Source organism: uncultured Mailhella sp., assembly GCF_947631555.1.
Classification (GTDB): Bacteria; Desulfobacterota; Desulfovibrionia; order Desulfovibrionales; family Desulfovibrionaceae; genus Mailhella.
Genome location: NZ_CANRLT010000018.1, coordinates 14,818 through 37,284, shown reverse-complemented (window position 1 = coordinate 37,284; position 22,467 = coordinate 14,818). Strand labels below are relative to the sequence as shown.

General features: G+C 59.9%; 21 protein-coding genes. 20 read left to right on the top strand and 1 reads right to left on the bottom strand.

Going from position 1 to position 22,467, the window contains the following annotated elements:
- From Q0Z94_RS04295 to hrpB, 13 genes are all read left to right on the top strand, one after another.
- Positions 1 to 517, top strand: a 517-nt coding sequence (locus Q0Z94_RS04295; RefSeq protein ID WP_298067788.1) for a hypothetical protein, incomplete at its 5' end; no start/stop codon positions are given.
- A 42-nt stretch (positions 518 to 559) separates the two neighbouring features.
- Positions 560 to 1,294, top strand: a complete 735-nt coding sequence (locus tag Q0Z94_RS04290) for a sulfotransferase domain-containing protein (protein ID WP_298067789.1) — start codon at positions 560 to 562, stop codon at positions 1,292 to 1,294.
- Positions 1,295 to 1,370: 76 nt separating this feature from the next.
- On the top strand, positions 1,371 to 2,681 hold the full coding sequence (locus tag Q0Z94_RS04285; RefSeq protein WP_298067787.1) for an MFS transporter: 1,311 nt from the start codon (positions 1,371 to 1,373) through the stop codon (positions 2,679 to 2,681).
- A gap of 16 nt (positions 2,682 to 2,697) precedes the next feature.
- Positions 2,698 to 3,423 carry an NTP transferase domain-containing protein gene (locus Q0Z94_RS04280; RefSeq protein ID WP_298067786.1) on the top strand — a complete coding sequence of 242 codons (726 nt, stop codon included), beginning with the start codon at positions 2,698 to 2,700 and terminating at the stop codon, positions 3,421 to 3,423.
- A gap of 127 nt (positions 3,424 to 3,550) precedes the next feature.
- Entirely contained in the window at positions 3,551 to 3,847 is a 297-nt protein-coding gene (locus Q0Z94_RS04275; protein WP_298067785.1) for a hypothetical protein, read from the top strand.
- Positions 3,841 to 4,701 (top strand): acyltransferase family protein, encoded by an 861-nt coding sequence (locus Q0Z94_RS04270; protein WP_298067784.1) that lies wholly within the window; start codon positions 3,841 to 3,843, stop codon positions 4,699 to 4,701. Before Q0Z94_RS04275 ends, Q0Z94_RS04270 begins: the two co-directional genes overlap by 7 nt.
- A 256-nt stretch (positions 4,702 to 4,957) precedes the next feature.
- Positions 4,958 to 5,410 carry a CBS domain-containing protein gene (locus Q0Z94_RS04265; protein WP_298067783.1) on the top strand — a complete coding sequence of 151 codons (453 nt, stop codon included), beginning with the start codon at positions 4,958 to 4,960 and terminating at the stop codon, positions 5,408 to 5,410.
- Positions 5,407 to 6,201, top strand: a complete 795-nt coding sequence (locus Q0Z94_RS04260; protein WP_298067782.1) for a hypothetical protein — start codon at positions 5,407 to 5,409, stop codon at positions 6,199 to 6,201. Before Q0Z94_RS04265 ends, Q0Z94_RS04260 begins: the two co-directional genes overlap by 4 nt.
- Positions 6,198 to 6,956 carry a SprT family zinc-dependent metalloprotease gene (locus tag Q0Z94_RS04255; protein ID WP_298067781.1) on the top strand — a complete coding sequence of 253 codons (759 nt, stop codon included), beginning with the start codon at positions 6,198 to 6,200 and terminating at the stop codon, positions 6,954 to 6,956. Before Q0Z94_RS04260 ends, Q0Z94_RS04255 begins: the two co-directional genes overlap by 4 nt.
- A gap of 72 nt (positions 6,957 to 7,028) precedes the next feature.
- The gene (gene pgm / locus Q0Z94_RS04250) at positions 7,029 to 8,681 is read left to right on the top strand and encodes a phosphoglucomutase (alpha-D-glucose-1,6-bisphosphate-dependent) (protein WP_298067780.1); all 1,653 of its coding nucleotides are present in this window, start codon (positions 7,029 to 7,031) and stop codon (positions 8,679 to 8,681) included.
- A gap of 360 nt (positions 8,682 to 9,041) precedes the next feature.
- Positions 9,042 to 9,566, top strand: a complete 525-nt coding sequence (locus Q0Z94_RS04245; protein WP_298067779.1) for a hypothetical protein — start codon at positions 9,042 to 9,044, stop codon at positions 9,564 to 9,566.
- Position 9,567: 1 nt separating this feature from the next.
- The gene (locus Q0Z94_RS04240; RefSeq protein ID WP_298067778.1) at positions 9,568 to 11,247 is read left to right on the top strand and encodes a carbon starvation protein A; all 1,680 of its coding nucleotides are present in this window, start codon (positions 9,568 to 9,570) and stop codon (positions 11,245 to 11,247) included.
- A gap of 105 nt (positions 11,248 to 11,352) precedes the next feature.
- Complete coding sequence (gene hrpB / locus Q0Z94_RS04235; protein ID WP_298067777.1) at positions 11,353 to 13,830, top strand: ATP-dependent helicase HrpB; 2,478 nt, start codon at positions 11,353 to 11,355, stop codon at positions 13,828 to 13,830.
- A 29-nt stretch (positions 13,831 to 13,859) separates the two neighbouring features.
- On the opposite strand, the gene Q0Z94_RS04230 is transcribed toward hrpB, so the two are convergent.
- Positions 13,860 to 14,222, bottom strand: coding sequence for a DUF2493 domain-containing protein (locus Q0Z94_RS04230; protein ID WP_298067776.1), 363 nt, complete (start codon positions 14,220 to 14,222; stop codon positions 13,860 to 13,862).
- 138 nt (positions 14,223 to 14,360) lie between these two features.
- Between Q0Z94_RS04230 and Q0Z94_RS04225 the strand changes: the two genes are divergently transcribed.
- From Q0Z94_RS04225 to Q0Z94_RS04195, 7 genes are all read left to right on the top strand, one after another.
- The gene (locus tag Q0Z94_RS04225) at positions 14,361 to 15,155 is read left to right on the top strand and encodes a hypothetical protein (RefSeq protein ID WP_298067775.1); all 795 of its coding nucleotides are present in this window, start codon (positions 14,361 to 14,363) and stop codon (positions 15,153 to 15,155) included.
- 36 nt (positions 15,156 to 15,191) lie between these two features.
- Positions 15,192 to 15,638 (top strand): transcriptional repressor, encoded by a 447-nt coding sequence (locus tag Q0Z94_RS04220; protein ID WP_298067774.1) that lies wholly within the window; start codon positions 15,192 to 15,194, stop codon positions 15,636 to 15,638.
- On the top strand, positions 15,638 to 16,039 hold the full coding sequence (locus Q0Z94_RS04215) for a secondary thiamine-phosphate synthase enzyme YjbQ (protein ID WP_298067773.1): 402 nt from the start codon (positions 15,638 to 15,640) through the stop codon (positions 16,037 to 16,039). The genes Q0Z94_RS04220 and Q0Z94_RS04215 overlap by 1 nt, the downstream gene beginning before the upstream one ends.
- Before the next feature lie 289 nt (positions 16,040 to 16,328).
- On the top strand, positions 16,329 to 18,713 hold the full coding sequence (locus Q0Z94_RS04210) for a DUF2157 domain-containing protein (RefSeq protein WP_298067772.1): 2,385 nt from the start codon (positions 16,329 to 16,331) through the stop codon (positions 18,711 to 18,713).
- Between the two features lie 357 nt (positions 18,714 to 19,070).
- Positions 19,071 to 19,793, top strand: coding sequence for a 3-oxoacyl-ACP reductase FabG (gene fabG / locus Q0Z94_RS04205; protein ID WP_298067771.1), 723 nt, complete (start codon positions 19,071 to 19,073; stop codon positions 19,791 to 19,793).
- 7 nt (positions 19,794 to 19,800) lie between these two features.
- Positions 19,801 to 21,255, top strand: coding sequence for an FAD-dependent oxidoreductase (locus tag Q0Z94_RS04200; RefSeq protein WP_298067770.1), 1,455 nt, complete (start codon positions 19,801 to 19,803; stop codon positions 21,253 to 21,255).
- Positions 21,237 to 22,460, top strand: a complete 1,224-nt coding sequence (locus Q0Z94_RS04195; RefSeq protein WP_298067769.1) for a beta-ketoacyl-[acyl-carrier-protein] synthase family protein — start codon at positions 21,237 to 21,239, stop codon at positions 22,458 to 22,460. Before Q0Z94_RS04200 ends, Q0Z94_RS04195 begins: the two co-directional genes overlap by 19 nt.
- Positions 22,461 to 22,467: the final 7 nt, after the last annotated feature.

The window sequence follows — 22,467 nt, the reverse complement described above, 5'->3', positions numbered from 1 at the left end:
TCATAGCGTTCAAGCACGGCTCCTGGACTTGTGCAGCATGCGCAATCATCTAGAGTGTCATTTCAAACAGCTGAAGGCTCAAGTTTCTGAACTAAGCTCCAAAACTGCCGCTGCTGAACCCTTGCTCAAACAGCTGGAGGCTTCAGTTTCTGAACTCAAATCCAAAGTGCCCCCTGTCCCTAAGCCCACTCCTGCGCCTGCACCTAAACCAGCACCTGCTCCGAGACGAAAATATAAAAAGCATATTACTTCTCTGGGATATGGCTATAGTGGCTCCTCGGCTGTGATTGGTTTTTTTAACGAATTTTCAGATAGTACCGTACTTGGCGATCCTGATGTATATTCAAAGGAGAAATATAAAGGCGCACTCATTAGGGAATGTCAATTTTTTTGGAGAACTAATTTTATTTCCTTTATCAACTCTTTTGCGTGCGATTCTGCTGCAGAAAAAGACTGGCAGATAAAAAGATTTATTAAAAGTATATATTCAACATATGACACAAAAGGACCAATTTGATTTGAAAGAAACCCGTCTTTATATACGGATGAATTTTTGGATATGGCATTAAATTTCATCTATTCCGTTATAGATCTTGATGGCGAGACTATTCGTTTTATGAAGGACAAACGTTTTCCAATTGTCTGGAATTCTTCTGACGAGACATTTAATAAATGCTGTTTTATGAAGGGAAATGGACTAAGAAGATATTTCTTTTATAAATTTAAGAATATAACACAAAAAGAATTTGACCATTATGTTAAACAATTTATTGAAGGCTTTTTGTCACTTTTTGACAGTAATGAAATTTTTGTCAGCGATCAAATGTTTGGTAATTTCTCTCTGGAGGCTATTAATAAATATTTAACCGATAATCCCATAAAACAAATATGTACATATCGTGACCCGCGAGATCAATATCTTAGTATTATGCGTTGTCACGTGGATGATCCACAAAATATCAATGGTTTCATTAGTCGATATACTTCTGTAATAAAGCATTTAAATAACCCCTATGAGCATAGATTGATGGTTCGTTTTGAGGATCTTGTCTTGAAATACGATGAGACGACACAAAAGATTATGGACTTCTGCGGGATAGATCCAGCTAATCATGTTCGCCCCAAGGCAGTTTTTGATCCTGCTATATCTGTAGTCAATATCGGAGCCTATAAAGAATTCATCGATCAGGAGTTCATGCGTCAAATTGAAGAGCAGCTTGGCCAGTATTGCTATTACCCTGAAAAAGAAAATCTGTCAGAGGAAGCATGGAACCTATTAAAGTCCGTGCAATAACAACACCCTTTACCGCGGGGCTTTCTTACTTTGTCCACCTGATGGGGAGCATATCAACCCTCTATTAAGGAGCAGCATGTCTTCAAACCTTCGTTTTGGCTATTCAGCGCAGGATTTTTCCAGGTTCAGACACTACGCCTGGCGTTACCTGCTCATGTTTTCCTTTCTGTACTGCACACTGTACTGCTGCCGGCTGAACCTGTCGAACGCCAGCGCCGTTATGATGTCCGACCTGGGTTGGACAACATCAGACATCGGCATCCTGACCGGCACCATGTTCTGGACCTATGGCCTGGGACAGATAGTGAACGGACGCATCAGCGAGGTCGTCGGCCCTGCGCGCTTTGTCTTCTGCGCGGTGCTGCTGTCCGCTGCGGCGAATATTCTGTTCAGTTTCCAGACCTCCATTGTCATGATGGCTGTTCTCTGGGGACTGAACGGCTATTTTCAATCCATGGCCTGGACCCCCGGCCTGGCCACGCTCACCAGATGGTGGCCGGGCAGCACCCGGGGATTTGCCACAGGATTTGCCCATGCTTTTTCCGGCTTTGGTCAGGTGGCGGCCACACTGTCTGTCACCTTCGCCTTTGCCGTGTTTCCCGAACTGGGATGGCGTGCCGCCTTTCTTGTGCCTGCGGCATTTCCTCTTGTCATGCTCGTTCTCTACAAGTTTTCCGCAAAGCCTGGCCCCAGCTCCATCGGGTTGTCCGAGTACCAGGAAGAGACCGAGTCCATGGCAGAACAGGAAATCGCCATGCGGGAGATCGTGCGCACCAGAGGCAAGCTCTACCCGTACCGATATGTCTTTTCCGATCGCCGCTTCGATCTCTGGATGGTTGTGGCCTTTGCGACAGGACTTGCACGTTATGGTCTCGTGACCTGGGTTCCCCTGTACTTCATCGACCAGTTTGGCATCAGAATCACGGATGGATTGCTTTCTTCACTGGCTCTGCCCGTGGGCATGGGGATCGGAACGCTCGTGGTTCCGTGGCTCAGCGACTACCTCTACCTCAATAACCGCCTTAAGGCCTGCGTGCATAGCGCGGTCATTGGTGCGGTGGCCGTCTATGTGTTCTTCCTGCTCGACCCCACCGTGACCTGGGAACTGATACTCATCGAAATCCTGCTCTTCGTAGCCGGGTTCTGCATCTACGCCATCAACGGCACGGCCTGGGCCTTTGCCACGGATATCGGCGCACGGATGTTTTCCGCTACGGCAGCAGGCTGTCTGAATTTTTCCGCCTACATGGGGGCGGCTGTGCAGTCTCTGGTCTACGGATTTCTGCTGGACTCCGGCGGGTGGAACATCGTTTTCCTCTCCATTGCGGCATGCTGCCTGCTCATTGCTCTGCTCGGCACTCTGAGCGGCGGACATAACATTCGATAATACCTTGGGAGAACCAATGAAGGCCATTATTTTCAATTCCGGACTTGGAAGCCGTATGGGTGATTTCACCAAAGCCTTTCACAAATCCATGACTCCGCTCAAAGACGGAGAGACCATACTGCATCGTCAGCTCCGCCTGCTTACCGAGGAAGGGATCAGGGATTTCATCATCACTGTCGGGCCTTTTGAAGAACAGATACGCGCTGCCGCGGCACAGTTTCCCGAAGCCCGGTTTACCTTTGTGCGCAATGATATTTACGACAAAACAAACTACATCTATTCGATGTTTCTTGCCCGTGACGCTATCAACGATGACATGCTTTTTCTTCACGGTGATCTTGTGTTCGACCGCAAACTTGTGCGCGATATGCTCGCCTGCGAAGACCAGGACTGCGCGCCGGTAAACTTCTCCAAAAAGCTCCCGGACAAGGACTTCAAGGGCCGTGTCATCGATGGCCGGATCATAGAGGTATCCATTCACATCTTTGATGACGACTGCCATTCGTTCCAGCCTTTCTATAAACTTCAGAAAGCCGCGGCCAGCGCCTGGGTGGGCAAGGTTGTACAGTTCATCTCCGAAGGCAACGACAAGTGCTATGCCGAGAATGCCCTCAACGAGATCTTCAAGGCCCTGAACATCCGGGCCTTCCCTTCCGATGAATATTATATTGACGAAATAGACAATACTGAGGACAGGCTGCGGGTCATGGAAGAAATTGTTGCCTTTGACAACGAAAAGTAGATAGCTCGCCAGGCCAGTTTGCAGAAGACCGCCGGACCGCTCGCGCCGTCCGGCGGTTTGGAAGCTGCAAGAGGTCTTTCCTTCCCCAATTTTTAACACCGGCCATGGCCGCAGAAGGAGTCATTGTATGAGCCACCTTCCTTCCTTTAAGGTCACACCGCTTTGCGAAGAAAAGAAGTTCTATTCCGTTGACGTGCTGCGCTTCCTCATGGCCGTGATGATCATGTATTACCATTTGACCGGAGTGCTGAAGGGGTATTTTCCCGCCCTGGAGTTGTTTAAAATCCGATACACGGGTCTGACAGGAAAAAACGTCGTTCTTGCTTTCTTTATCATGAGCGGCTTTTTTCTCTTCTGGAGAGAGAGAGAGAGAGAGAGAGAGAGAGAGAGAGAGAGAGAGAGAGAGAGAGAATTGATGTGTTGACATTTATACAAAAGAAGATTGTCCGGCTCTGGCCGATGTTGATGATTTCGTTTATACCAGTTATTCTTCTTGGCGAATTTAAAATATTTCCAGATACACTGAATTTAATGTTTATTAGTTCTGGTCTTGGTTTTATTAAAATCGGTTCATCAAACCCTGCCTCATGGTTCATTTGTGTTCTCTTTTTCCTGCTCCCGATGTTTTTCTTTATGCTGGCTCATTTTAGAACAAAGAATGTCCTGCTTTTCTGTTCAATCATAGCATTTTTCTCTTTTTGTTTCATAGGACGAGCTGAGATTGGTATGTATGCTGCTGCGCCCATAAAAAGTTTTCCGTTTTTGACAAATGGAGTCATTAATGCCCTTGGAGGAATCAGCGTTGGAATCTTGCTGGCGTACTGCTTGAAAACCTTTTCTCCTCCAAAATGTTTATACAGCCGCGTTTTCAGAATACTGTTTACCGTGATGGAAATGGCACTTTTATGTGTCTGGATACGATACATGTCATTCCATAAAGTTGTTTATGAACCGGTATTCTTTCAGATCCTGTTTATTTCGATTTTTGCTTTATTTGTGTATAGATTCGGATATTTTTCATCATTTTTAAACAGGAAATGTTTATCGTATCTCGGAACACTTTCGTATCCAATTTATCTTCTGCACTTTCCTGCCTTCATATTTTTAAAAAAATATGTCTGGATACATTGTCATCAAAGCAATGCGCTTTTCATCCTTTTTATGAGTATGGGAGTCTGTATGGGCTTTGCAGTGCTGGCGCAGCTTTTCTATGAGGGGAGCGTGAGAGTTTTTGCCAAAGCACGAGAGTCTGCTTCGGCACAGGCTGCAAACTCCTGAACGAAGACCGCAGGAAGCACGCTACCGCAACGCGCCGACTTACCCATCTCCGGCGGCGTAACCATGTTCGCTGGCTATGTCCTGACGAACACGCCGCCTGCGCTATCAGCTCGCTGACGTGCGTTTGGAGCGACGAACTTTCCCCGTTCCGGCAGGGTAAGCCGGCAGCGGGCGGGGAAGGTCCCGGTCTTTTTCCGCGTCCAGATCTTGACAGCTTCCGTGCCTCGCTTTTAATGCTTCCTAAACGAGGTATACTATGAACACCGCCGCCGACATCATGACCCGCCATCCCGTCACGGTCTCGCGTGACACGTCCCTGAGTCAGGCCGCACGGCTTCTGCTCGACGGGCATTTCAACGGACTGCCCGTAGTCGAAGACGGGAAGCTCGTGGGCATGCTCACCCAGTCCGACCTCATCTCCCTCGACCAGAAGCTGCACACCCCAGGCTATTTCCTGCTGCTCGGAGGCGTCATACCGCTCCAGCTTCCCGGCTCCTTTGCCAAGGAACTCAAGCGCTTCGCCGCCCGCACCGTGGGTGAAATCATGAGCACGAAGCCCCAGACCATCGCGCCGGATACGCCCGTGGACGACATCGCCACACTCATGATCCGCGAACGCTTCTACACGCTCCCCGTGGTGGAGGATGGCCGGCTCATCGGCATCGTGGGTATGGAAGATCTGCTCAAGCGCCTCGCCGAACAGGAATGAACGCTTCCGTCCTGCGCTTTTTGGCCGCACTCTTTCCGGCGTGTCTGCTCACACCCGCGCTGGCCTGGCTCATCCTCGTGTGCGCGGACTTCGCAGGGCTGGAAAACAGCGCCGCTCCCCATCCGTCCTGGCGCGCCTTTGCCCTGCTCATCGCCGCGGCCCTCGCCTTCCCGCCCGCCTTCCGCCTCTGGCCGGACAGAAGCCGATCCCCCGGCATACTGCTCCGCGAAGGCTGCCGTGCTACGCTCCTGGCTTTCGCCGCGTTCGCCCTGCTCTTTCTCCTGCTCGCCCCCCTGGTCACGGCGTTTCTGCCCGTGCCCAAAATCATGCTTCCGCTCATTGCTGAAGCTCTGGCCCCACTGCTCTCTGCGCCTCTGGTCTGGCTCTCCTACGCCCTCGCCCGCGCTCTCGCCCCGCGCCCCGGCCCATCGTCAGCACCGCCGCCCGCCATGCGCGCCTTCAGCGCCGCGTCCCTCGGTCTCACGGTCTTTCCCTTCCTCTGTATGCTGGCCTCACAGGAAGCCGCCGCACTGTTCCCGCCAAGCCTCCCCTGCCTGGCCTGGGCCATCGTCATCTACGGTATGCGCCGCGCCCTCGCGGTGCTGGGAGACGGCGGCGTGCTCCCCGCCTGGGGCGCTTCTTCCCTCCTGCACCTCTTCTGGCTGGCCGCACTTCTGCCCGAAGCCGGGAACGCGCTCCTCGTCATGATCCTCGCCTTCGCCGCGCTGGAAATCTTCACCTGCGCCTGTCTTCTCACCCCGTCCTGCCGCCGCTGGCTGGTGAACGCATGAGACGCCGATTCCCCAAACCCCGCGCCGGACGAAAGGCCTCTGCGCCCGCCGCGCTCACCCTTCCGGACGGCTCTCTGACCTTCACGCTCCAGAAGGACGGCTTCCGCACCCTGCGCCTGAGCGTGCACCCCGATGGCTCCATCCGCGTGCGCGCCCCGGAAAGCACCCCGCTTTCCGCCGTGTTCGCCTTTGTCGAGTCGCGGCGCGGCTGGATAGAGCGGACGCTGGCCTTCTTCGCGGCGCACCGTCCGGCAGCGCCCGTTCTTGCGGACGGCGGAACAGTGTGGTTTCTGGGGCGTCCCTTCACCGTGCGCGCCGTGCCCGCCGCACGGGAAGTCCGCCCCCGGCTTCAGGGAGGAGAACTGCTTCTGCCCTGCCGCAATGAAGCATCCCTGAGCCGCGCTTTCCGCCTCTGGCGGCAAAGCCTGGCGAAGAGTGTGCTGACCCGGCGCCTTGCCCGTCTTGACGCCAAAGTGCGGGCCGCGCTGAACGATGACGCCGTGCCCACGCTGACCGTGCGCTCCCTCAGACGGCGCTGGGGAAGCTGCTCACTGCGCGGGAACATCGTCCTGGCCGCACAGCTCATTTCCCTGCCGCTGCCGCTCCTCGACTATGTGCTGATCCACGAACTCTGCCACCTCAGGCGCATGGATCACAGCCCGGCCTTCCACGCCCTGCTGCTGCGTCTTCTCCCCGACGCCCGCGAACGCAGGACAGCCCTGCGCGTCTGGGGACTGGAACACCCGCGCTTCTGACGCTTCCACGCTTAACACCCCGCCGTTTTTCCTGTACATTCCCTGTGAACGTCACTCTTTCCGGGAGGAACCATGGCTCTTCATCCTCTGGCGGGCACCATGCCCCGCCCTGAACATCTCGTGAATATCCCCGCGCTCATCGCGTCCTACTACACCTCCGAACCCTCTCCCGACGTTCCCGGGCAGGCCGTGAGCTTCGGCACGTCCGGGCACCGCGGCTCCTCGCTGAACGACAGCTTCACCGAAGCCCACATTCTGGCCGTCACCCAGGCCGTCTGCGACATCCGCAAGAGCGAGGGCGTCACCGGGCCGCTCTTTCTGGGCAAGGATCCCCACGCGCTTTCCGAACCCGCGTGGCGCACGGCGCTTGAAGTGCTGGCCGCCAACGGCGTGACGGTCATGGTGCAGACTGGTCACGGCTACACGCCCACGCCCGCCATTTCCCACGCCATACTCTGCTGGAACCGCACTTCTGCGGCTCAGGCCGACGGCATCGTCATCACGCCTTCCCACAATCCCCCGCAGGACGGCGGCTTCAAGTACAACCCCCCTCACGGCGGCCCGGCCGACACCTCCCTCACCGCCCGCATCCAGGAACGCGCCAACGCCATCCTTAAAAATGGCGGCAGTGAGGTGCGCCGCATCTCTCTGGCCAGGGCTCTGCGCTCCGGCCTGGTGCAGGAACACGACTATGTTTCCGCCTATGTGGAGGATCTGGAACACGTCATTGACTTTTCCGTGCTCAAGGGCGCGGGCCTGCGCCTCGGCGTCGATCCCCTGGGCGGCGCAAGCCTCGCCTACTGGGAACCCATCGCCGAACGCTACGGGCTGTCCATCGAGAACACCAACAACCAGTACGATCCCACGTTCCGCTTCATGCCCTTCGACCACGACGGCAAAATCCGCATGGACTGCTCCTCACCCCTGGCCATGGGCGGTCTGCTCAAGCTGAAGGAACGCTTCGACCTCGCCTTTGCCTGCGACCCCGATTCCGACCGCCACGGCATCGTCACCCCCGAAGGACTGATGAACCCGAACCACTACCTCTCCGTGGTCACGGAATACCTCATCCACGACAGCCGCGAAGGCTTCCGCCGCGCCTGGCGTCCTGACGCCGTACTCGGCAAGACCGTGGTCACCAGCTCCATGCTCGACCGCGTGGCCGCCTCCCTCGGCCGCACGGTCATGGAAGTGCCCGTGGGCTTCAAGTGGTTCGTCCCGGGTCTGCGCGACGGTTCCTGCTGCTTCGGCTGCGAGGAGAGCGCGGGCGCATCCTTCCTGCGCGTGGACGGACAGCCCTGGAGCACCGACAAGGACGGACTCATCCTCTGCCTGCTCGCTGCGGAAATGACCGCCCGCACCGGCAAAAATCCCTCCGAACTCTATCACGGACTCGAAAATCGTCTCGGCTCTCCCGTCTACCGGCGCATCGACTCCCCCATGACTCCGGAAATGAAGGAAGCCTTCAAAGGCCTCAGCGCGGAAACCGTGACCATGAAGGAACTGGCCGGTTCTCCCGTGAAGGCCGTACTCACCAAAGCGCCAGGCAACGGCGCTCCCTTCGGCGGGCTCAAGGTCGTCACCGAAGACGGATGGTTCGCCGTGCGCCCCTCTGGCACCGAACCCATCTACAAGCTCTACATGGAAGACTTCCTGGGCGGCGACCACTTCAGCCGGATGCAGGAAGAGGCGCAGGCCTTCCTCGAAGGCCTGGCCCGCGGCTAAAGTCCACGCCTTACAAAACGCATGGGCGGGGCTGCATGGCTCCGCCCTTTTTTGCGGGCCGCCTTCCTGGAGCGAGTGCACGGCGGGGACGGTCGCCGCTTCAGGCTGCCAGCCCTGCACCGCCGAAAAAGCCGCCCCGCCCCTGTTCCGCAGATCTCCCATGCCCTTGCCCCCAAAAGGCGCCAAAAAAAATTTCCAGGCCCCGGTTTTTGCTCTTGTTTTGTGAAAAAAGCGGTGATAACGTGAGACCACTCGTTTTTTCCGTAACAGGCCCGGAGCATCCTTCCTTCGCTCAGGACAGGATGCCCCTTTCCTATTGTTCAACCGTTTCTACCTTCCTTTTTTCAGGGAGAACAAGGCATGGCCGTCAGCAGAGACGCGCTGCTCAACATCCTGAAGGACGCCTATACCGTCTACTTCGACGACGTTTCTTCTTCCTGTTCCGCACCCTTTCTGGCCGCAAGCTACGCCTTCCACTCCCGCAACGAGGGCTACATGCTCTCGAAAAAGGCCAAGCTCTGGAGTGCGGAGACACACGAATATGTCTACGTCTTTTCCGTCCCCGAACTGAATGCGGACGTGTACGAGGACTGCCGAAAGCTGGCCTGCGGCCTGGGTATGAAGAACATCCGCCCGCACATCGAACACATGAAGAGCTATATCACCGCGCTCTTTGTCTGTGACGGCGTGACGGACGGAGCTGTTCAGGCGCTCAGGAAGACCAGGATGCACAGGAATTTCCTGTTCTCCCTCTACGGCTGGATGGATCTGCGTACCGCCGCAGTGGATCTCGCTTCCGGCAGCATCACCGTCAACCGCGCGGGTTCGGAACTGAAGGACTTCATTCGTGGAAACCTTGAAAAGATTTCGCTGAGGAGGAATTAGTTTGAACGCTCTCGTTCTCCTTCTGATCGGTTTTGCCTGCCTCATCGCCGGGTATGTGGTCTACGGCTCATGGCTGGAAAAACAGTGGGGCGTGGATCCCAATCGTGAGACTCCCGCCCATACCATGTATGACGGTGTGGACTATGTGCCCGCCAAGGCCCCTGTGCTCCTGGGCCATCACTTCTCCTCCATCGCCGGCGCCGGACCCATCAACGGTCCCATCCAGGCCGCCATCTTCGGCTGGCTGCCCTGCCTGCTCTGGATTCTCATCGGCGGCATCTTCTTCGGTGCGGCCCATGACTACGGCTCCCTCGTGGCCTCCGTCCGCCACAAGGGCGAATCCATCGGTGAAGTCATCGCCCAGAACATCGGCACCCGCGCCAAGCGCCTGTTCATCATCTTCGCCTACCTTGCCCTGCTGCTCGTCATCGCGGCCTTTGCCTCCATCGTTGCCGGCACCTTCAACGGCTTCGACGCGAACGGCAACACCATCGAAGCCAACGGCTCCACCGCCACCATCTCCATCCTGTTCATCCTGATGGCCATAGTCTTCGGCTTCTGCGTCTACCGCAAGAATTACAGCCTCAGCGTGTGCACCGTAGTCGGCGTCATCGCCCTCGTGCTGTGCATCGCCGCCGGCCTCGCCTTCCCCGTCTATCTGCCTGGTCACACCTGGATGTACATCATCGGCCTCTACATCATGATCGCCTCGGTCACGCCCGTCTGGATTCTGCTCCAGCCCCGCGACTACCTGAGCTCGTTCCTGCTGTACGCCATGATGATTGCTGCCGTGGTCGGCGTCTTCGCCTGCCATCCCACGCTGAGCCTGCCCGCCTTCGTCGGCTTCGAGACCCACGGGCAGTACCTCTTCCCCGCGCTCTTCGTGACCATCGCCTGCGGCGCCATCTCCGGCTTCCACTCCCTCATCGCCTCCGGCACCACGTCCAAGCAGCTCAGCTCCGAAAAGGACGCCAAGCTCATCGGCTACGGCGCCATGCTCATTGAGTGCGCACTCGCCATCGTCTCCCTCATCGCCATCAGCTACATCTACTCCGAATCCGGCGATGCCGCCTTCAAGATTCCGCCCACCGCGGTCTTCGCTTCCGGCATTTCCAAGATGCTGGCCGCCGTCGGCCTTGACAGCCCCGAAGCGCAGAAGACCACCTACGGCCTCATGATTCTGGCCGTGTCCGCCTTCTGCCTCACCTCCCTGGACACCGCTGCCCGCATGTCCCGCTACCTGTTCACCGAATTCTGGCTGAACCCCGGTGAAACCGTGGACAGCGTCACCGGTTTCCGCAAGGTGCTCTGCAACAAGTATGTGGGCACGTTCATCAGCGTCGTCCTCGGCGTGGGCTTCGGGCTTGGCGGCTGGGCCAAGGTGTGGCCGCTCTTCGGCGCGTCCAACCAGCTCCTCGCCGGTCTCGCCCTGCTCGCCATCGCTGCCTGGCTGAAGAACGCCTCCCGCAACCACAAGATGCTCGTCTTCCCCATGGCCTTCATGATCCTCGTGACCCTGACCTCTCTGTTCCTTACCTTCATCGGCAAGATTCAGACCATTTCCGCCGGTCAGGGCGACCTCACCGCCGCGTACCTGCAGGCCGGCCTCTCCGCCATCCTGTTCGTGCTGGCGCTGTTCCTGGTTCGTGAAGCTCTGCCCGTGCTGCGCAAGAAAGCCTAGCAGCGCGGCTGTGTCCGCCCTCTGAGCGGACGCCCACCGTTTGACAGGCGGCCAGGCCGGAAGGCCCGGCCGCCTTTTCTGCGCTCCTTTTCGCTGGAGAAGGCCATGAACCTGCCCGTAGACGCCGCCCTGCCGGAACTCCTCGACGCCCTCCGATCCCGCCGCCGCGCCGTGCTCACCGCCCCGCCCGGATCCGGCAAGACCACCCGCGTGCCCCTGGCCCTCATGGAAGAGAGGGAAGGCATCGTGATCATGCTGGAGCCGCGCCGCCTCGCCGCCCGTTCCGCCGCCCGCTTCATGGCCGCCCAGAGGGGAGAGAAGGCCGGAGCTTCCATCGGCTACCGTGTCCGGCTGGAGAGTGCGGTCAGCCGTGCTACCCGCGTGGAAATTGTCACGGAAGGCGTGCTGACAAGGCGGCTCATCGCTGACCCTGAACTTTCCGGAGTCTCCAGCGTCATCTTTGACGAATTTCATGAACGTTCCCTTCAGGCAGACACCGGGCTGGCGCTCTGCCTTGAAGTACAGCAGGCCCTGCGCCCCGATCTGGACATCCTCGTCATGTCCGCCACTCTGGATGCCAAGGCTCTGGCCGCATGGCTGGACTGCCCCGCCGTCCGGGCCGAAGGCCGCAGCTTTCCCGTAAATGTGCGCTATCTGCCCTGTCCGCCCGGGCACAGTATCCTCAGCCATACCGCGGCGGCCGTGCGCCGCGCCCTCGCCGAAGAGAGCGGCTCCATCCTCGTCTTTCTGCCCGGCCGCGGTGAAATCCGGCGTGTGACCGAGATGCTGGGCGAGCTGCCTGCCGGCGTGTCCCTGCACCCCCTCTACGGAGATCTCGGCGTCGAAGAGCAGGACAGAGCCATTGCGCCCGCAGCACCCGGGAAACGCAAGGTCGTGCTCGCCACCGCCATCGCGGAAACCAGCCTCACCATCGAGGGCGTGCGTCTGGTCATCGATGCCGGGCTTGTGCGCACGGCCCGCTTCTCTCCCGCCACGGGCATGAGCGCCCTTGTCACCGAACGTGTCACCAGGGACTGCGCGGATCAGCGCGCCGGACGTGCTGGCCGCCGCGAACCCGGGGTGTGCTGGCGGCTCTGGCACGAAGGGGAAGTCCTGCGCCCCTGCCGCAGGCCGGAAATACTGGAAGCGGATCTCACCCCGTTTCTGCTGGACGCCCTCGCCTGGGGAAGCGATCCCCGCAGCCTGCGCCTGTTCACGCCCCCGCCGGAGGCTTCTCTGGATATCGCCTTTCAGACCCTCACCGCCCTTGGCGCCGTGGAAGAAACCGGCCGCCCGCACCTCACGCCGCACGGTCTGGCGCTCTCCCGCATTCCGCTGCATCCCAGGCTTGCGCACATGGTGCTGGCCGCCGGAAAGAACGCGCCCCTGGCCGCGGCGCTGGCCGCCGCTGTGGAAGAAAGAATTGCGGGCACGGGCTGCGACATCCGCCCGCGCCTTGCCGCCCTGAAGCGCGACTTTCGCCTGCGCCGTTCTGCGGAACAGATCCTCGCTCTGGCCACGGGCGGCAGCCCCCGCCCGCTGCCGGACGTGGCGCAAACGGAAGCCGAAGCCGGAGCGCTGCTCAGTCTGGCCTGGCCTGAACGCATAGCGCAGCGGCGCAACCGGGGCAGCTTCCGTCTGGCTTCAGGCCGCGGCGCGCAGCTCCCGCAGGAAGACGCTCTGGCGGATGAGGATTTTCTGGCCGTTGCCGCTCTGGACGGTGGTGCCGCTGGCACAGGGCGCATCCATCTCGCCGCCCCGCTTTCAAGGGAAGATCTGCTGCGGCTGCACGGTTCCCGCCTGCGCCGTGTAGAAACCGTGTTCTGGGACGAAAGCACGGAAGCGGCACTGGCGCGGCAGCGCGTCCTTTTCGGTGCGCTGGTGCTGGAAGACGCCCCCCTGCCCCACGTTCCGCATGATGCCGCCCACGCGGAGGCGCTGCGCGCCGCCGTGCTCGACGGCATACGCCGCCTTGGTCTGGCCTGCCTTCCCTGGACGGAAGAGCTGCGTGAATGGCAGGCCCGCGTTCTCTTCCTGCGCAGCCTGAAAGGAGCGGACGATGAAGATGGCGGGGAATGGCCGGACGTGAGCGATGCCGCCCTCTCTGCGGCCCTGGCCGGTGCAAGCGAAAACTGGCTCTCCCCCTGGCTTTCCGGCGTGACCCGCCGGACGCAGTTCTCAGGCATAGCGCTCGGCAAGGCCCTGCACGCCCTGCTGCCCTATGCCCTCGCAAGACGTCTTGAACGCGACGCGCCCACGCATTTCACCGTGCCTTCCGGCTCATCGGTGCGCATACGCTACACCACGGAAGGCGGCCCGTCGCTGGCCGTCAAACTTCAGGAAATGTTCGGCCAGCCCACCTCACCCGCGATCTGCCGCGGCCGCTGCCCGCTGACTCTGCACCTGCTTTCACCCGCAGGAAGGCCCCTTCAGATCACCCGTGACCTTGCGGGTTTCTGGAAAAACGGCTACGCCGCAGTGCGCGCAGAAATGCGGGGCCGTTATCCGAAGCACCCCTGGCCCGAAAACCCCGTGGCCGCCGTACCTACGCGCAAAACCAAGCGGGCGCTGAAGAACGGCTGAAGCCCCCTCACGCTCCGCCCAGGAGACACTCACCCCTTCGCAGGGGGGATGGGAAAAATCACCACGCGCTTTTCCGCCCGCTGCGCCTGAAGGAGCGTGTTCTGCGTGCCCCGCGAGCAGCCGTCCCAGAAGGCGGCCACGGTATCGGCACGGGCCACGATGTCGCGGTTGCGCGCAGGTCCGGCCCGCCGTCCCAGGTGCGTCCAGTCCGCAGGAAAGACCTTGAGCGGAATGTTGTGCTCACTAGCAAAGCGGGCGGCGAGACTGTCCACCCCGCGCGCTCCGCCCGAAATAATTTCTTCCACCTCGGAAAGCGCGAAGGCCTCACAGAGCCTGGCTTCCAGAAAGGCGTAGTCCAGAAAATCTCGTGAACCAACGACCGCAAGTCTCATACTGTCTCCGTTGCCATACCTTACCTGTTCATGATAGGCTGAACGCGCTGTTGCTGCAATACAGGACACATCCCCTGCGGGAAGCCGTTTCCCGCCTTGATGCTGTTCCCGCTGATGCTGTTCTCCTCTGAGGTTCCCATGCCGGAGTTCTCTCTGACCGTCGATGCGCAGCTTGCCCGTGAAGCAGGCCGCCTTTTCCAGGAACTGGGGCTGGATCTTCCGTCCGCCGTCCAGATCTTTCTCCGGCAGTCGCTGAGAGAACAGGGGCTGCCCTTTACGCCCCGCATCGTTTCCCGCCCCGCTGGGGACGAACCTCTTTCCGAAGAACGGGATGAAGTGCGTCCCTCCGCCGCCCTGCCAGACAGCCACTGGCAGGATAAAGCGCCCGCCGTTCCCCAGGCTCGCCCGGATACGGAAGGAGCCGCCGGAGATTTCCGCGGCCTGGGCGTTCTCGGCAAGACCCTGCGGCGGGTACGTGCTCTGGGCAGGCTCTGCGCCGTTGGTGCGCCTGCACCCCAGGCGAACGGCTGGCGTGAGGTTTCCGTTTCCTGCGATGAACCGTTCGCTCTGGATTTCGGCGATGTCCGCCTTGAGCTTGCCTGCCGTGACGGAGGCGGCCTGCGGGTCATGGACGGCAGACTGTCCGACGCCGTGCTCGAAGCCGATGCCGTGTTCCCCTGCGATTTGAGCGCGCTCTTTGTCTCCATCCTCGGGCTGGAACTTGTGGATCTCTCGGCGACTTCGGCGTGGAACGGAGCCGGGGAAACCCCGGGGCTGCGCTTCACCTTCGCCGGTGGATGTTCGCTGATCTTCGCACCGGGCGCGGACTGGGGAGTTCTGCGTCTCTGCGACGCGGAAGGCCGGGTCATGTTTGCGCCCGAAGCCGTGTGGCTGAAGACGCTGGACGATGGTGCGCGGGTACGCATACGCTGAAGGGGTTGTGCCGCTATTCTCTGCAAGGAAAGAACCATGGAAAAATCTCTGGAAGAATTCAGAGGCAAGTTCGCCAAGTACCTGAAAGAAAAGCGCCTGCGCTTCACCCCCCAGCGGGACAAGATCCTCGAGGTCTTCCTTCAGTCTGAAGGGCATCTCTCCATGGAAGACCTGTTCTTGCTCGTCCGCCGGGAGGACAGCTCCATCGGTCAGGTCACGGTCTACCGCACCCTCAAACTGCTCTGTGAAGCGGGTCTGGCCTCGGCCATCAACTTTGAGGAAGGCATGGTCCGCTATGAGCCGCTGGGTCTCCAGCACCATGACCACCTTGTCTGTGAACGCTGCGGCAGGAAGGTGGAATTCATGGATCGCGAGATTGAAGGCCGCCAGAAAGTTCTGTGCCGGGAGTACGGCTTCAGGCCCACGACGCATCACATGGTGCTCTACGGCATCTGTTCCGACTGCCAGAAGGAAAAGAAATAATGGAAAAGCTCTCCTTTGCCACCCTTGCGCGGGAAGGCATGCTCAACGTCACCGAAGATCTGCGCGAGGTCGTGCGGTCGCGGGGATGGACGGACGGCGTACTCACGGTGTTCTGCCCGCACACCACCTGCGGCGTCACGGTGAACGAAGGCTTCGATGCGGATGTGCCGCTGGACATGACCGGCTTCTTCCGCCGTCTTGTGCCGCAGTCCCCGGACTTCCGCCACGGCGAGGGCAATTCCGACGCCCACATCAAGGCCAGTCTGCTGGGCAGTTCCGTCCAGATCCTCGTGGAAGAAGGTCAGCTCGTCCTCGGCACCTGGCAGGCCGTCTGGCTCTTTGATGGCGACGGCCCGCGTACGCGGCAGCTCTGGCTGAAGTGGCAGGGAGAAAGCCGCTAGTTCTGCGCCCGAGGTCAGCCGCCTTTTCGTGAACGGCGAACTGCCGGAATGTTCCCGCTGAGGCCAGAACACGCCGCGGCTCTCCTTCCGCCCTGACAGAACCGCTCCTGCAGGACTTGCCGGTCTGCGTGCCTTGACCTGTGCTTCCCGGCCGCAAAAAGGGAGGAACAGGCGGCCGCACCGGAAAAAACGCTCTTCCGCCGCCCGCGCCCGTGCATTTTTCTGAAGGGCAGGCCGGAGTTCCCTCTGTACGCGTCCAAACCCGGAGTCGCCTCACCGATCGCCGTCCATGCCCGCCGCACCATCCAGTCTTCCTGAACCGGGCCGCCTGCCCGTCTTCGCCATCCCTGCCGGGTTCGTGCTCCTCGCTGCCGCCGCGTTCTGCTTCGTGGCCTGGAACTGGAGCGGCGTGAGCGCTGCCGTCCGGCTGGCCCTGCCGGGCGGGACTGTACTCCTGTGTCTGACGTTCTCCTGCCTTGCCGAACGCGGGCTGCACCCTCGCGAATCTTCCCTCGCGCTCCTTGCCGCGGCGCTGTTCATTGGTCTGTTCTGGCTCGCCTTCGGTCAAACGTTCCAGAGCGGCGCGTCCGTGTGGGACCTGTGCCGCGTCTGGGCGGCCTGCATCGTGCCGCTCTTTCTCCTGCGGCGCAGCGCCGGGCTGTGGAACCTGCTCGTGATGCTCCTTGCCGCCGCTTCCTGCACAGAACCGCCCTTCGGTGCGTGGAACGGGCTTCACAGCGCCTACCTTCTGCCGCCGCTCGGCGTTTCTGCCGCGGCCTGCGCTGCGGCACTGACAGCGGCCCGCCTGCGCCGTGTCCCCTGCCCGAACGCATGGCTGGCCCTGCCGCTCACGCTGCTGCTTGTCATCTCCACCGCTCTGTGTGCCATGCTCATCTTCTACGGTGCCGCTGACTACTCTCCCTCCCTGCCAGCGCGCCTTGCCGGTCCGGCAGTCCTCGCCCTGATCCTTGCTGCCGCGCTCATCACCCGCCACGCCCTGGCACTGTGTGCGCTCTCGCTCTCTACTCTTGCGCTCATGAACACCGCGCTGCTGCGCCTGCTCGAAAACCCTGACCCCGTGGGAACACCCCTTGCCTTTCTGTCTGCCAACCTCGCCGCCGTCTTTGTGCTGCCCCGCGTCCTCTCCCTGATCCTGCGCCGGAAAGAGCGCTTCGTAGCCTCTGCCCGTGTCCCCGCCGCGCTGGGCGGCTTCTTCTCCGCGCTCTCGCTCCTCGCGCTGCTCTTTCTCTGCCTTGGGGAGGAACCTTCCTCCCTGCTGGCCGCCGGAGCTGTGACAAGCCTCGGCGGTACACTGCTCTGGCGGGTGCGCCGCGGGAACGCCTTTCTCTCCGTCCTCGCGTCCGTCCTCGCCGCGGGGGGAGCGGTCAACGTCCACCTCGCCCTCCTGGCCTTTTCTCCGGCCGTACTCCTGGCCGCGGTATGGGCGGCAACGCTGACGCTCTACGCGATCATGGATGCGCCCGCGCTGCGCTTCTCCGCCGTGTTCTGGGCCCTTGTCACCAGCGCGGCCACGCTGCCGGAACTCCTGCCCGCAGGCTTTCCCCTGACGCTTCCGCTCTTTTTCCTCCTTTTCCTGCCCCTGGCAGCCGCCGCCTGCGGACGCTTCCCGCAGGGCAAGGCCCGGCCCGCGGCTCTCGCCTGCCTGGGTGCGCTTCTCCTGCTCCCGGCTCTGCTCTCGGATCCCATGGCCTTCTTCCTGGCCAGGCCCTTCCCGCTCAGCCTGGTCCCCGGCTCTCTGGAGAAAGCGGCCATGACCGCCGCCCCGATCCTCAGCCTCGCCTTCCTGAGCCGGCGCCTCCTAGCGGCTTGGCCCGCCCCGCGGCCGCACAAGGGCCTGGAGTGCGCCGCAGGACTTCTGGCTCTGGCCGCGCTCTGGCTGTTCTGCCCGCTGGAAAGTCTGCTCTTTCTGAACATCGCCGCCGCGGGTCTTGCCGGGCTGTTCTCCCATGAAGGCGCGCCCCGCAGCCACGGCGACACGCTGTTCACCGGCGCAGGCCTCACGCTCCTTGCCCTCTGCCTGACCCTTGCGCCCTTCCTGCTCGACCTCTCCTACCCGGAAAAAATGGCGGCTCTCGGCCTGCCAGGGTTCTGCCTGCTGGCTGCTGGCCTGTACGGATACTCCGGCCGGATGGAACCGCGGCGCCTGCCTGCCCCGGCCTGGCGGCAGGCACTGCCCTTTGCCCTGAGCGCGGCGCTGCTCACCGCCGCAGGCACCGGATCCACCCTCAGCAGGATGACGCTGCTGAACACAGGCAGGGAGATAATGCTTCCGCTGTCACGGCTCAGCCTGCGGACTACCCTCACCGGGGACGCGCTGGAACTGCGCTACGAACTCGACGGCCTGGCGCTTCCTCTGCTGGACGGCCCGGTCTGCCTGCCCCTTGACGTTGACGCTCAGGGTATCGCCCGCCCCGTGCCGGAACGCCTGTTTACGGGAAAGGACTGCGGAAATTTCAAGGAGGTCCCTGCCCTGCGGCTGGAGACGGCTTCCGGCACGCCCCGCGCCCGTCTGCCGCGCAGGTACGCCGTGGAAGAGGGTAAGCCCCCGCACAGCGAGGGCACGGCCTTCGCCCGCCTGCGCTGCGCTGAAGACGGCACATGCCTCCTGACCGGACTTGAAAACAGGGAAGGCCAGACTCTGTCAGAACCGTAAGCACTCTCTGGCAGCCATAAAAAGACAGCTCTTCAACGTCCGCTTTTCAGGCTGCCCGCCGCCCGAATGCTTTTCGCCTGGAAACAGGTGTGCTCCCGCAGGGTTCCCGTTCTCCGTCCCCTGCCGCACCGCGTTTTATGTGTAACCAGGGACTCCTGCGTTTGCCGTCCCTTTCTTGTACCGAAAGGGCTACTCTACACAGTTTAATTGAATACCAAAAAAATACAGTCAGTTAGAAAGGAAACCCGACCGTGAAGCACTGTCTGCGCCGCGCCCGGGCGCTTTACTTTTCATACTTTTTAAGTTAGATTACCCTCTCCAATACATGCTATACTACCTTATTATGGAGATATTTACATGGGCAAAGTAGCTCTGGTGACAGGCGCCAGCAGAGGTATAGGGAAAGCTGTTGCCCTTGGTCTTGCGCAGGATGGCTTTGATATATGGCTTAATTATCATTCATCACATGAAGCGGCTCTTTCAGTTAAACATGAAATTGAATCTATCGGACAATCCTGTTCCATGCTTTGCTTTAATGTTGCCGATGGCCCTGCCTGCAAAGAAGTCTTAGGGAAATTACTTCAGAAACAAACGCCGGAAGTGCTTGTCAATAACGCTGGATTTACCCGTGATGCCATCTTTGGACTTATGTCCGACGAGGAATGGGACTGTGTTCTCGACGTGCATTTAAACGGCTTTTATCATGTCACCAGGCAGATTGTCCCGTACATGATACATCAGCGGAAGGGCCGCATTATTTCCATCGTTTCCGTCTCCGGGCAGACAGGCAATGCCGGGCAGGTGAACTATTCTGCGGCAAAAGCCGGCCTCATAGGAGCGACAAAGGCGCTCGCCAGAGAGCTGGGCAAGCGAAATATTCTCGTGAACGCCGTCGCCCCCGGGCTTATCAAAACGGAAATGACCGATACCCTTTCCACACGGGAATATGTAAACGCCATACCTCTCAACCGCATGGGGACGGCGGAGGAAGTCGCCGGCTGTGTACGCTTTCTCTGTTCGGACTGGGCCAGCTATGTGACGGGGCAGGTTCTTGCCGTCAACGGCGGGCTTTACCTCTAAGGCGGCCATGAAACGGGGAATCGTCATCGGAAGCGGCATCGCGGGAATGTCTGCCGCTCTTATGCTGACCGAGACCGGGATAGAGACCTCCCTGATTGAGGAGCGGCCCTGCCTTGCGCCGCTTCTGCGCGGCTTTGACCGGCAGGGAGTGCATTTCGAGACGGGATTCCATTTTGCGGGAGGTCTCGCCCAAGGCGGGCTGCTGAACACCTGGTTAAAAGTCCTGGGGCTGGATCTGCCCTACGGCAGGGGACTCCCGGAACATGAAATCTTCTGCCTGGATAAGCGCCGCTTTTCCCTTCCCTGCGGGCGCGAGGCCCTGCTGGCATGGACAAGGAACTGTTTTCCTGCGTCGCTGGCAGGCATGGAAACCCTTCTTGACGAAATGTCCCGAAAAATGCAGGAATCCCCGTACACGTCCCCGCTGCAGGAAGAAAAAAAGTCACTTTTCGCTTCCGCTGACTGCGAAACCGTGACGGAACATCTCAGCGGACTGCCTCTCGATGAAGACCTGAAAGCAATCCTGCATACGCGCTGCCTTCTCTATGGCGCGGTGCCGGACGAGGCCCTCTGGTCGGAGTATGCGCTTGTTTCAGGTGCCTATTTCTTCTCCAGTTCCACCTTGCCCGGCGGCGGCGAATGTTTTCTTCGGGCCTGGGAAAAGGCGCTTTTAAAAAAAGGCGTCCGCCTGGAATGCGGCAAGGCGGCTGTGCGCGTTCTGCTGACGGAAAAGGAGAAGAAATTTTTCGTCTCGGGCGTGGAATTGGCGGATAAAAGTGTACTCGAGGCCGATTATGTCATTTTTACCGGCAGCCCCGCGCAGCTTCCGGAGCTCCTGCCTCGCGAGGCGTTCCGGCCGGCCTATTTCAGGCATATTGAAACCATGCCGGAAACGCCGGCCCCCTTTGTCGTTTACGGCATTGCCGACAACTCCATACCGGAAAACACCTGCTGGTACAAAGTCCCCCAGAGCCATCATTTTTACGCCATAGAAGAACATGACCCCACGCTCACCATCATGACCGGCCCCTGCCTTGCCGATGGCCGCAAGAGCTGCCTGGCTCTGGGGATCCACCAGGCGCCCGTGGGGATACACTGTAAAAAACCGGACTCCTCCCTGTACACAACGGCAAAAGGCCTTCTTACGCTGAAACTTGCGGCAGAAGCTGAAAACATACTTCCTGAACTCAAGGGACACTGGACCATCGCCGAGGCATCCAGCTCCTGGACCATGCGCCGGTGGATATATGGTTCAACGGGGAGCATCTACGGCTGTGCCCATACAAAAACGTCTCTTCCGCTTTCTCCGGCGACAAGGGTACAGGGGCTTTTTCTGGCTGGACAAAACATTTTACTCCCCGGTATGCTCGGGTGTATCATCAGCGCGGCCATCGCCGTGGATTTTGCCACGGGCAGAAATTGTATTCTGGACAGGTTCAGAACATGCGCAAACGAAGAGTAGTCGTCACGGGAATGGGAGCAGTCTCTCCCTTTGGCACGGGAGTCCTGCGCATGGTCGCAGGCATGGAAGCAGGCAACTGCGCGCTCTCGCCCATCCCTGACGAGCAGAAAATTCCGGGCATAGACTGCCACGTCGCCGGGCGCGTCCCCACGCCTGGTGAAGTGCGGAGCATTCCCCGGGAACTGCGCAGAACCATGTCCCCCATGACGATCTTCGCCTATCTGGCAGCGCGGGAAGCGCTCGCCCAAGCCGGCTTTTCCCCAGAATCCCCCCTGCCCCGTACCGGTGTAAGCCTGGGTTCGACCATGGGCAGCGGCCAGGAACTCGAGGCACTGTTTTCCTCCTTCATCCCCGCGGGAAATCTGGACTCCATCCGCACCATGACCTTTTTCAAAATCATGGCTCACACGGCGGCCAGCGGCATCGCCATCGCGTTTGGCCTCAGCGGCCGGGTCATCAATCCCGTTGCAGCCTGCGCCGCAGGGCTTCAAGGCATAGGTCTGGCCTATGAAACCATCGCCTTCGGACGGGAAGACAGAATGCTCTGCGGTGGTACGGAAGAATATTCTCCCCTGACCACCGCAACCTTCGATAAAATAGGCGCGGCCTCCCACGCCGATACCGCAGAGAAAAGTTCTCTCCCCTTTGACAGGCGGCGCACGGGTATCGTCTGTTCCGAGGGCGCAGGCATACTGTTCCTTGAGGAACGGGAACAGGCTCTGGCAAGAAACTCCACGATCCTTGCGGAAATCGTGGGCTTTTCTTCCCTGTCTTCACCGGCCGGCGTGGCTTCCCCGGACGCAGAAACCTGCGCCGCATGCATGGAGGAAGCACTGGCGGATGCCGGTGCGGATCTGCAGGATGTCGCCTACGTCAACGCGCACGCAACAGCTACGCCCGCCGGTGACGCGGCTGAGGGCAAGGCCATAGAAAAGCTGTGGGGCGTCCGCGTTCCCACGAGCAGCCTGAAGGGATACCTTGGGCACACCTTAGCTGCAAGCGGCGCCCTGGAAACCTCAGCCTGTATTGCCATGATGCGCTCGGGCAGACTTCTGCCCTCCAGAAACGATTTTCAGCCGGATCCCTCATGCGGAGCCATCCAGCACGCCCGCCCCGGTCAGACGCTGGCCCGGGGACTTGTGGTCAAAAACAGCTTTGCGCTGGGAGGAATCTACAGCTCTCTGGTTTTGGCCCCGGCCTCGTAACCCCCGA

Excerpts from the sequence above, each read along its gene's own strand:
- Q0Z94_RS04290 (WP_298067789.1), top strand. The coding sequence starts at position 560 with ATGGCATTAAATTTCATCTATTCCGTTATAGATCTTGATGGCGAGACT.
- Q0Z94_RS04285 (WP_298067787.1), top strand. The coding sequence starts at position 1,371 with ATGTCTTCAAACCTTCGTTTTGGCTATTCAGCGCAGGATTTTTCCAGG.
- Q0Z94_RS04280 (WP_298067786.1), top strand. The coding sequence starts at position 2,698 with ATGAAGGCCATTATTTTCAATTCCGGACTTGGAAGCCGTATGGGTGAT.
- Q0Z94_RS04275 (WP_298067785.1), top strand. The coding sequence starts at position 3,551 with ATGAGCCACCTTCCTTCCTTTAAGGTCACACCGCTTTGCGAAGAAAAG.
- Q0Z94_RS04265 (WP_298067783.1), top strand. The coding sequence starts at position 4,958 with ATGAACACCGCCGCCGACATCATGACCCGCCATCCCGTCACGGTCTCG.
- Q0Z94_RS04260 (WP_298067782.1), top strand. The coding sequence starts at position 5,407 with ATGAACGCTTCCGTCCTGCGCTTTTTGGCCGCACTCTTTCCGGCGTGT.
- Q0Z94_RS04255 (WP_298067781.1), top strand. The coding sequence starts at position 6,198 with ATGAGACGCCGATTCCCCAAACCCCGCGCCGGACGAAAGGCCTCTGCG.
- pgm (WP_298067780.1), top strand. The coding sequence starts at position 7,029 with ATGGCTCTTCATCCTCTGGCGGGCACCATGCCCCGCCCTGAACATCTC.
- Q0Z94_RS04245 (WP_298067779.1), top strand. The coding sequence starts at position 9,042 with ATGGCCGTCAGCAGAGACGCGCTGCTCAACATCCTGAAGGACGCCTAT.
- hrpB (WP_298067777.1), top strand. The coding sequence starts at position 11,353 with ATGAACCTGCCCGTAGACGCCGCCCTGCCGGAACTCCTCGACGCCCTC.
- Q0Z94_RS04230 (WP_298067776.1), bottom strand. The coding sequence starts at position 14,222 with ATGAGACTTGCGGTCGTTGGTTCACGAGATTTTCTGGACTACGCCTTT.
- Q0Z94_RS04225 (WP_298067775.1), top strand. The coding sequence starts at position 14,361 with ATGCCGGAGTTCTCTCTGACCGTCGATGCGCAGCTTGCCCGTGAAGCA.
- Q0Z94_RS04220 (WP_298067774.1), top strand. The coding sequence starts at position 15,192 with ATGGAAAAATCTCTGGAAGAATTCAGAGGCAAGTTCGCCAAGTACCTG.
- Q0Z94_RS04215 (WP_298067773.1), top strand. The coding sequence starts at position 15,638 with ATGGAAAAGCTCTCCTTTGCCACCCTTGCGCGGGAAGGCATGCTCAAC.
- Q0Z94_RS04210 (WP_298067772.1), top strand. The coding sequence starts at position 16,329 with ATGCCCGCCGCACCATCCAGTCTTCCTGAACCGGGCCGCCTGCCCGTC.
- fabG (WP_298067771.1), top strand. The coding sequence starts at position 19,071 with ATGGGCAAAGTAGCTCTGGTGACAGGCGCCAGCAGAGGTATAGGGAAA.
- Q0Z94_RS04200 (WP_298067770.1), top strand. The coding sequence starts at position 19,801 with ATGAAACGGGGAATCGTCATCGGAAGCGGCATCGCGGGAATGTCTGCC.
- Q0Z94_RS04195 (WP_298067769.1), top strand. The coding sequence starts at position 21,237 with ATGCGCAAACGAAGAGTAGTCGTCACGGGAATGGGAGCAGTCTCTCCC.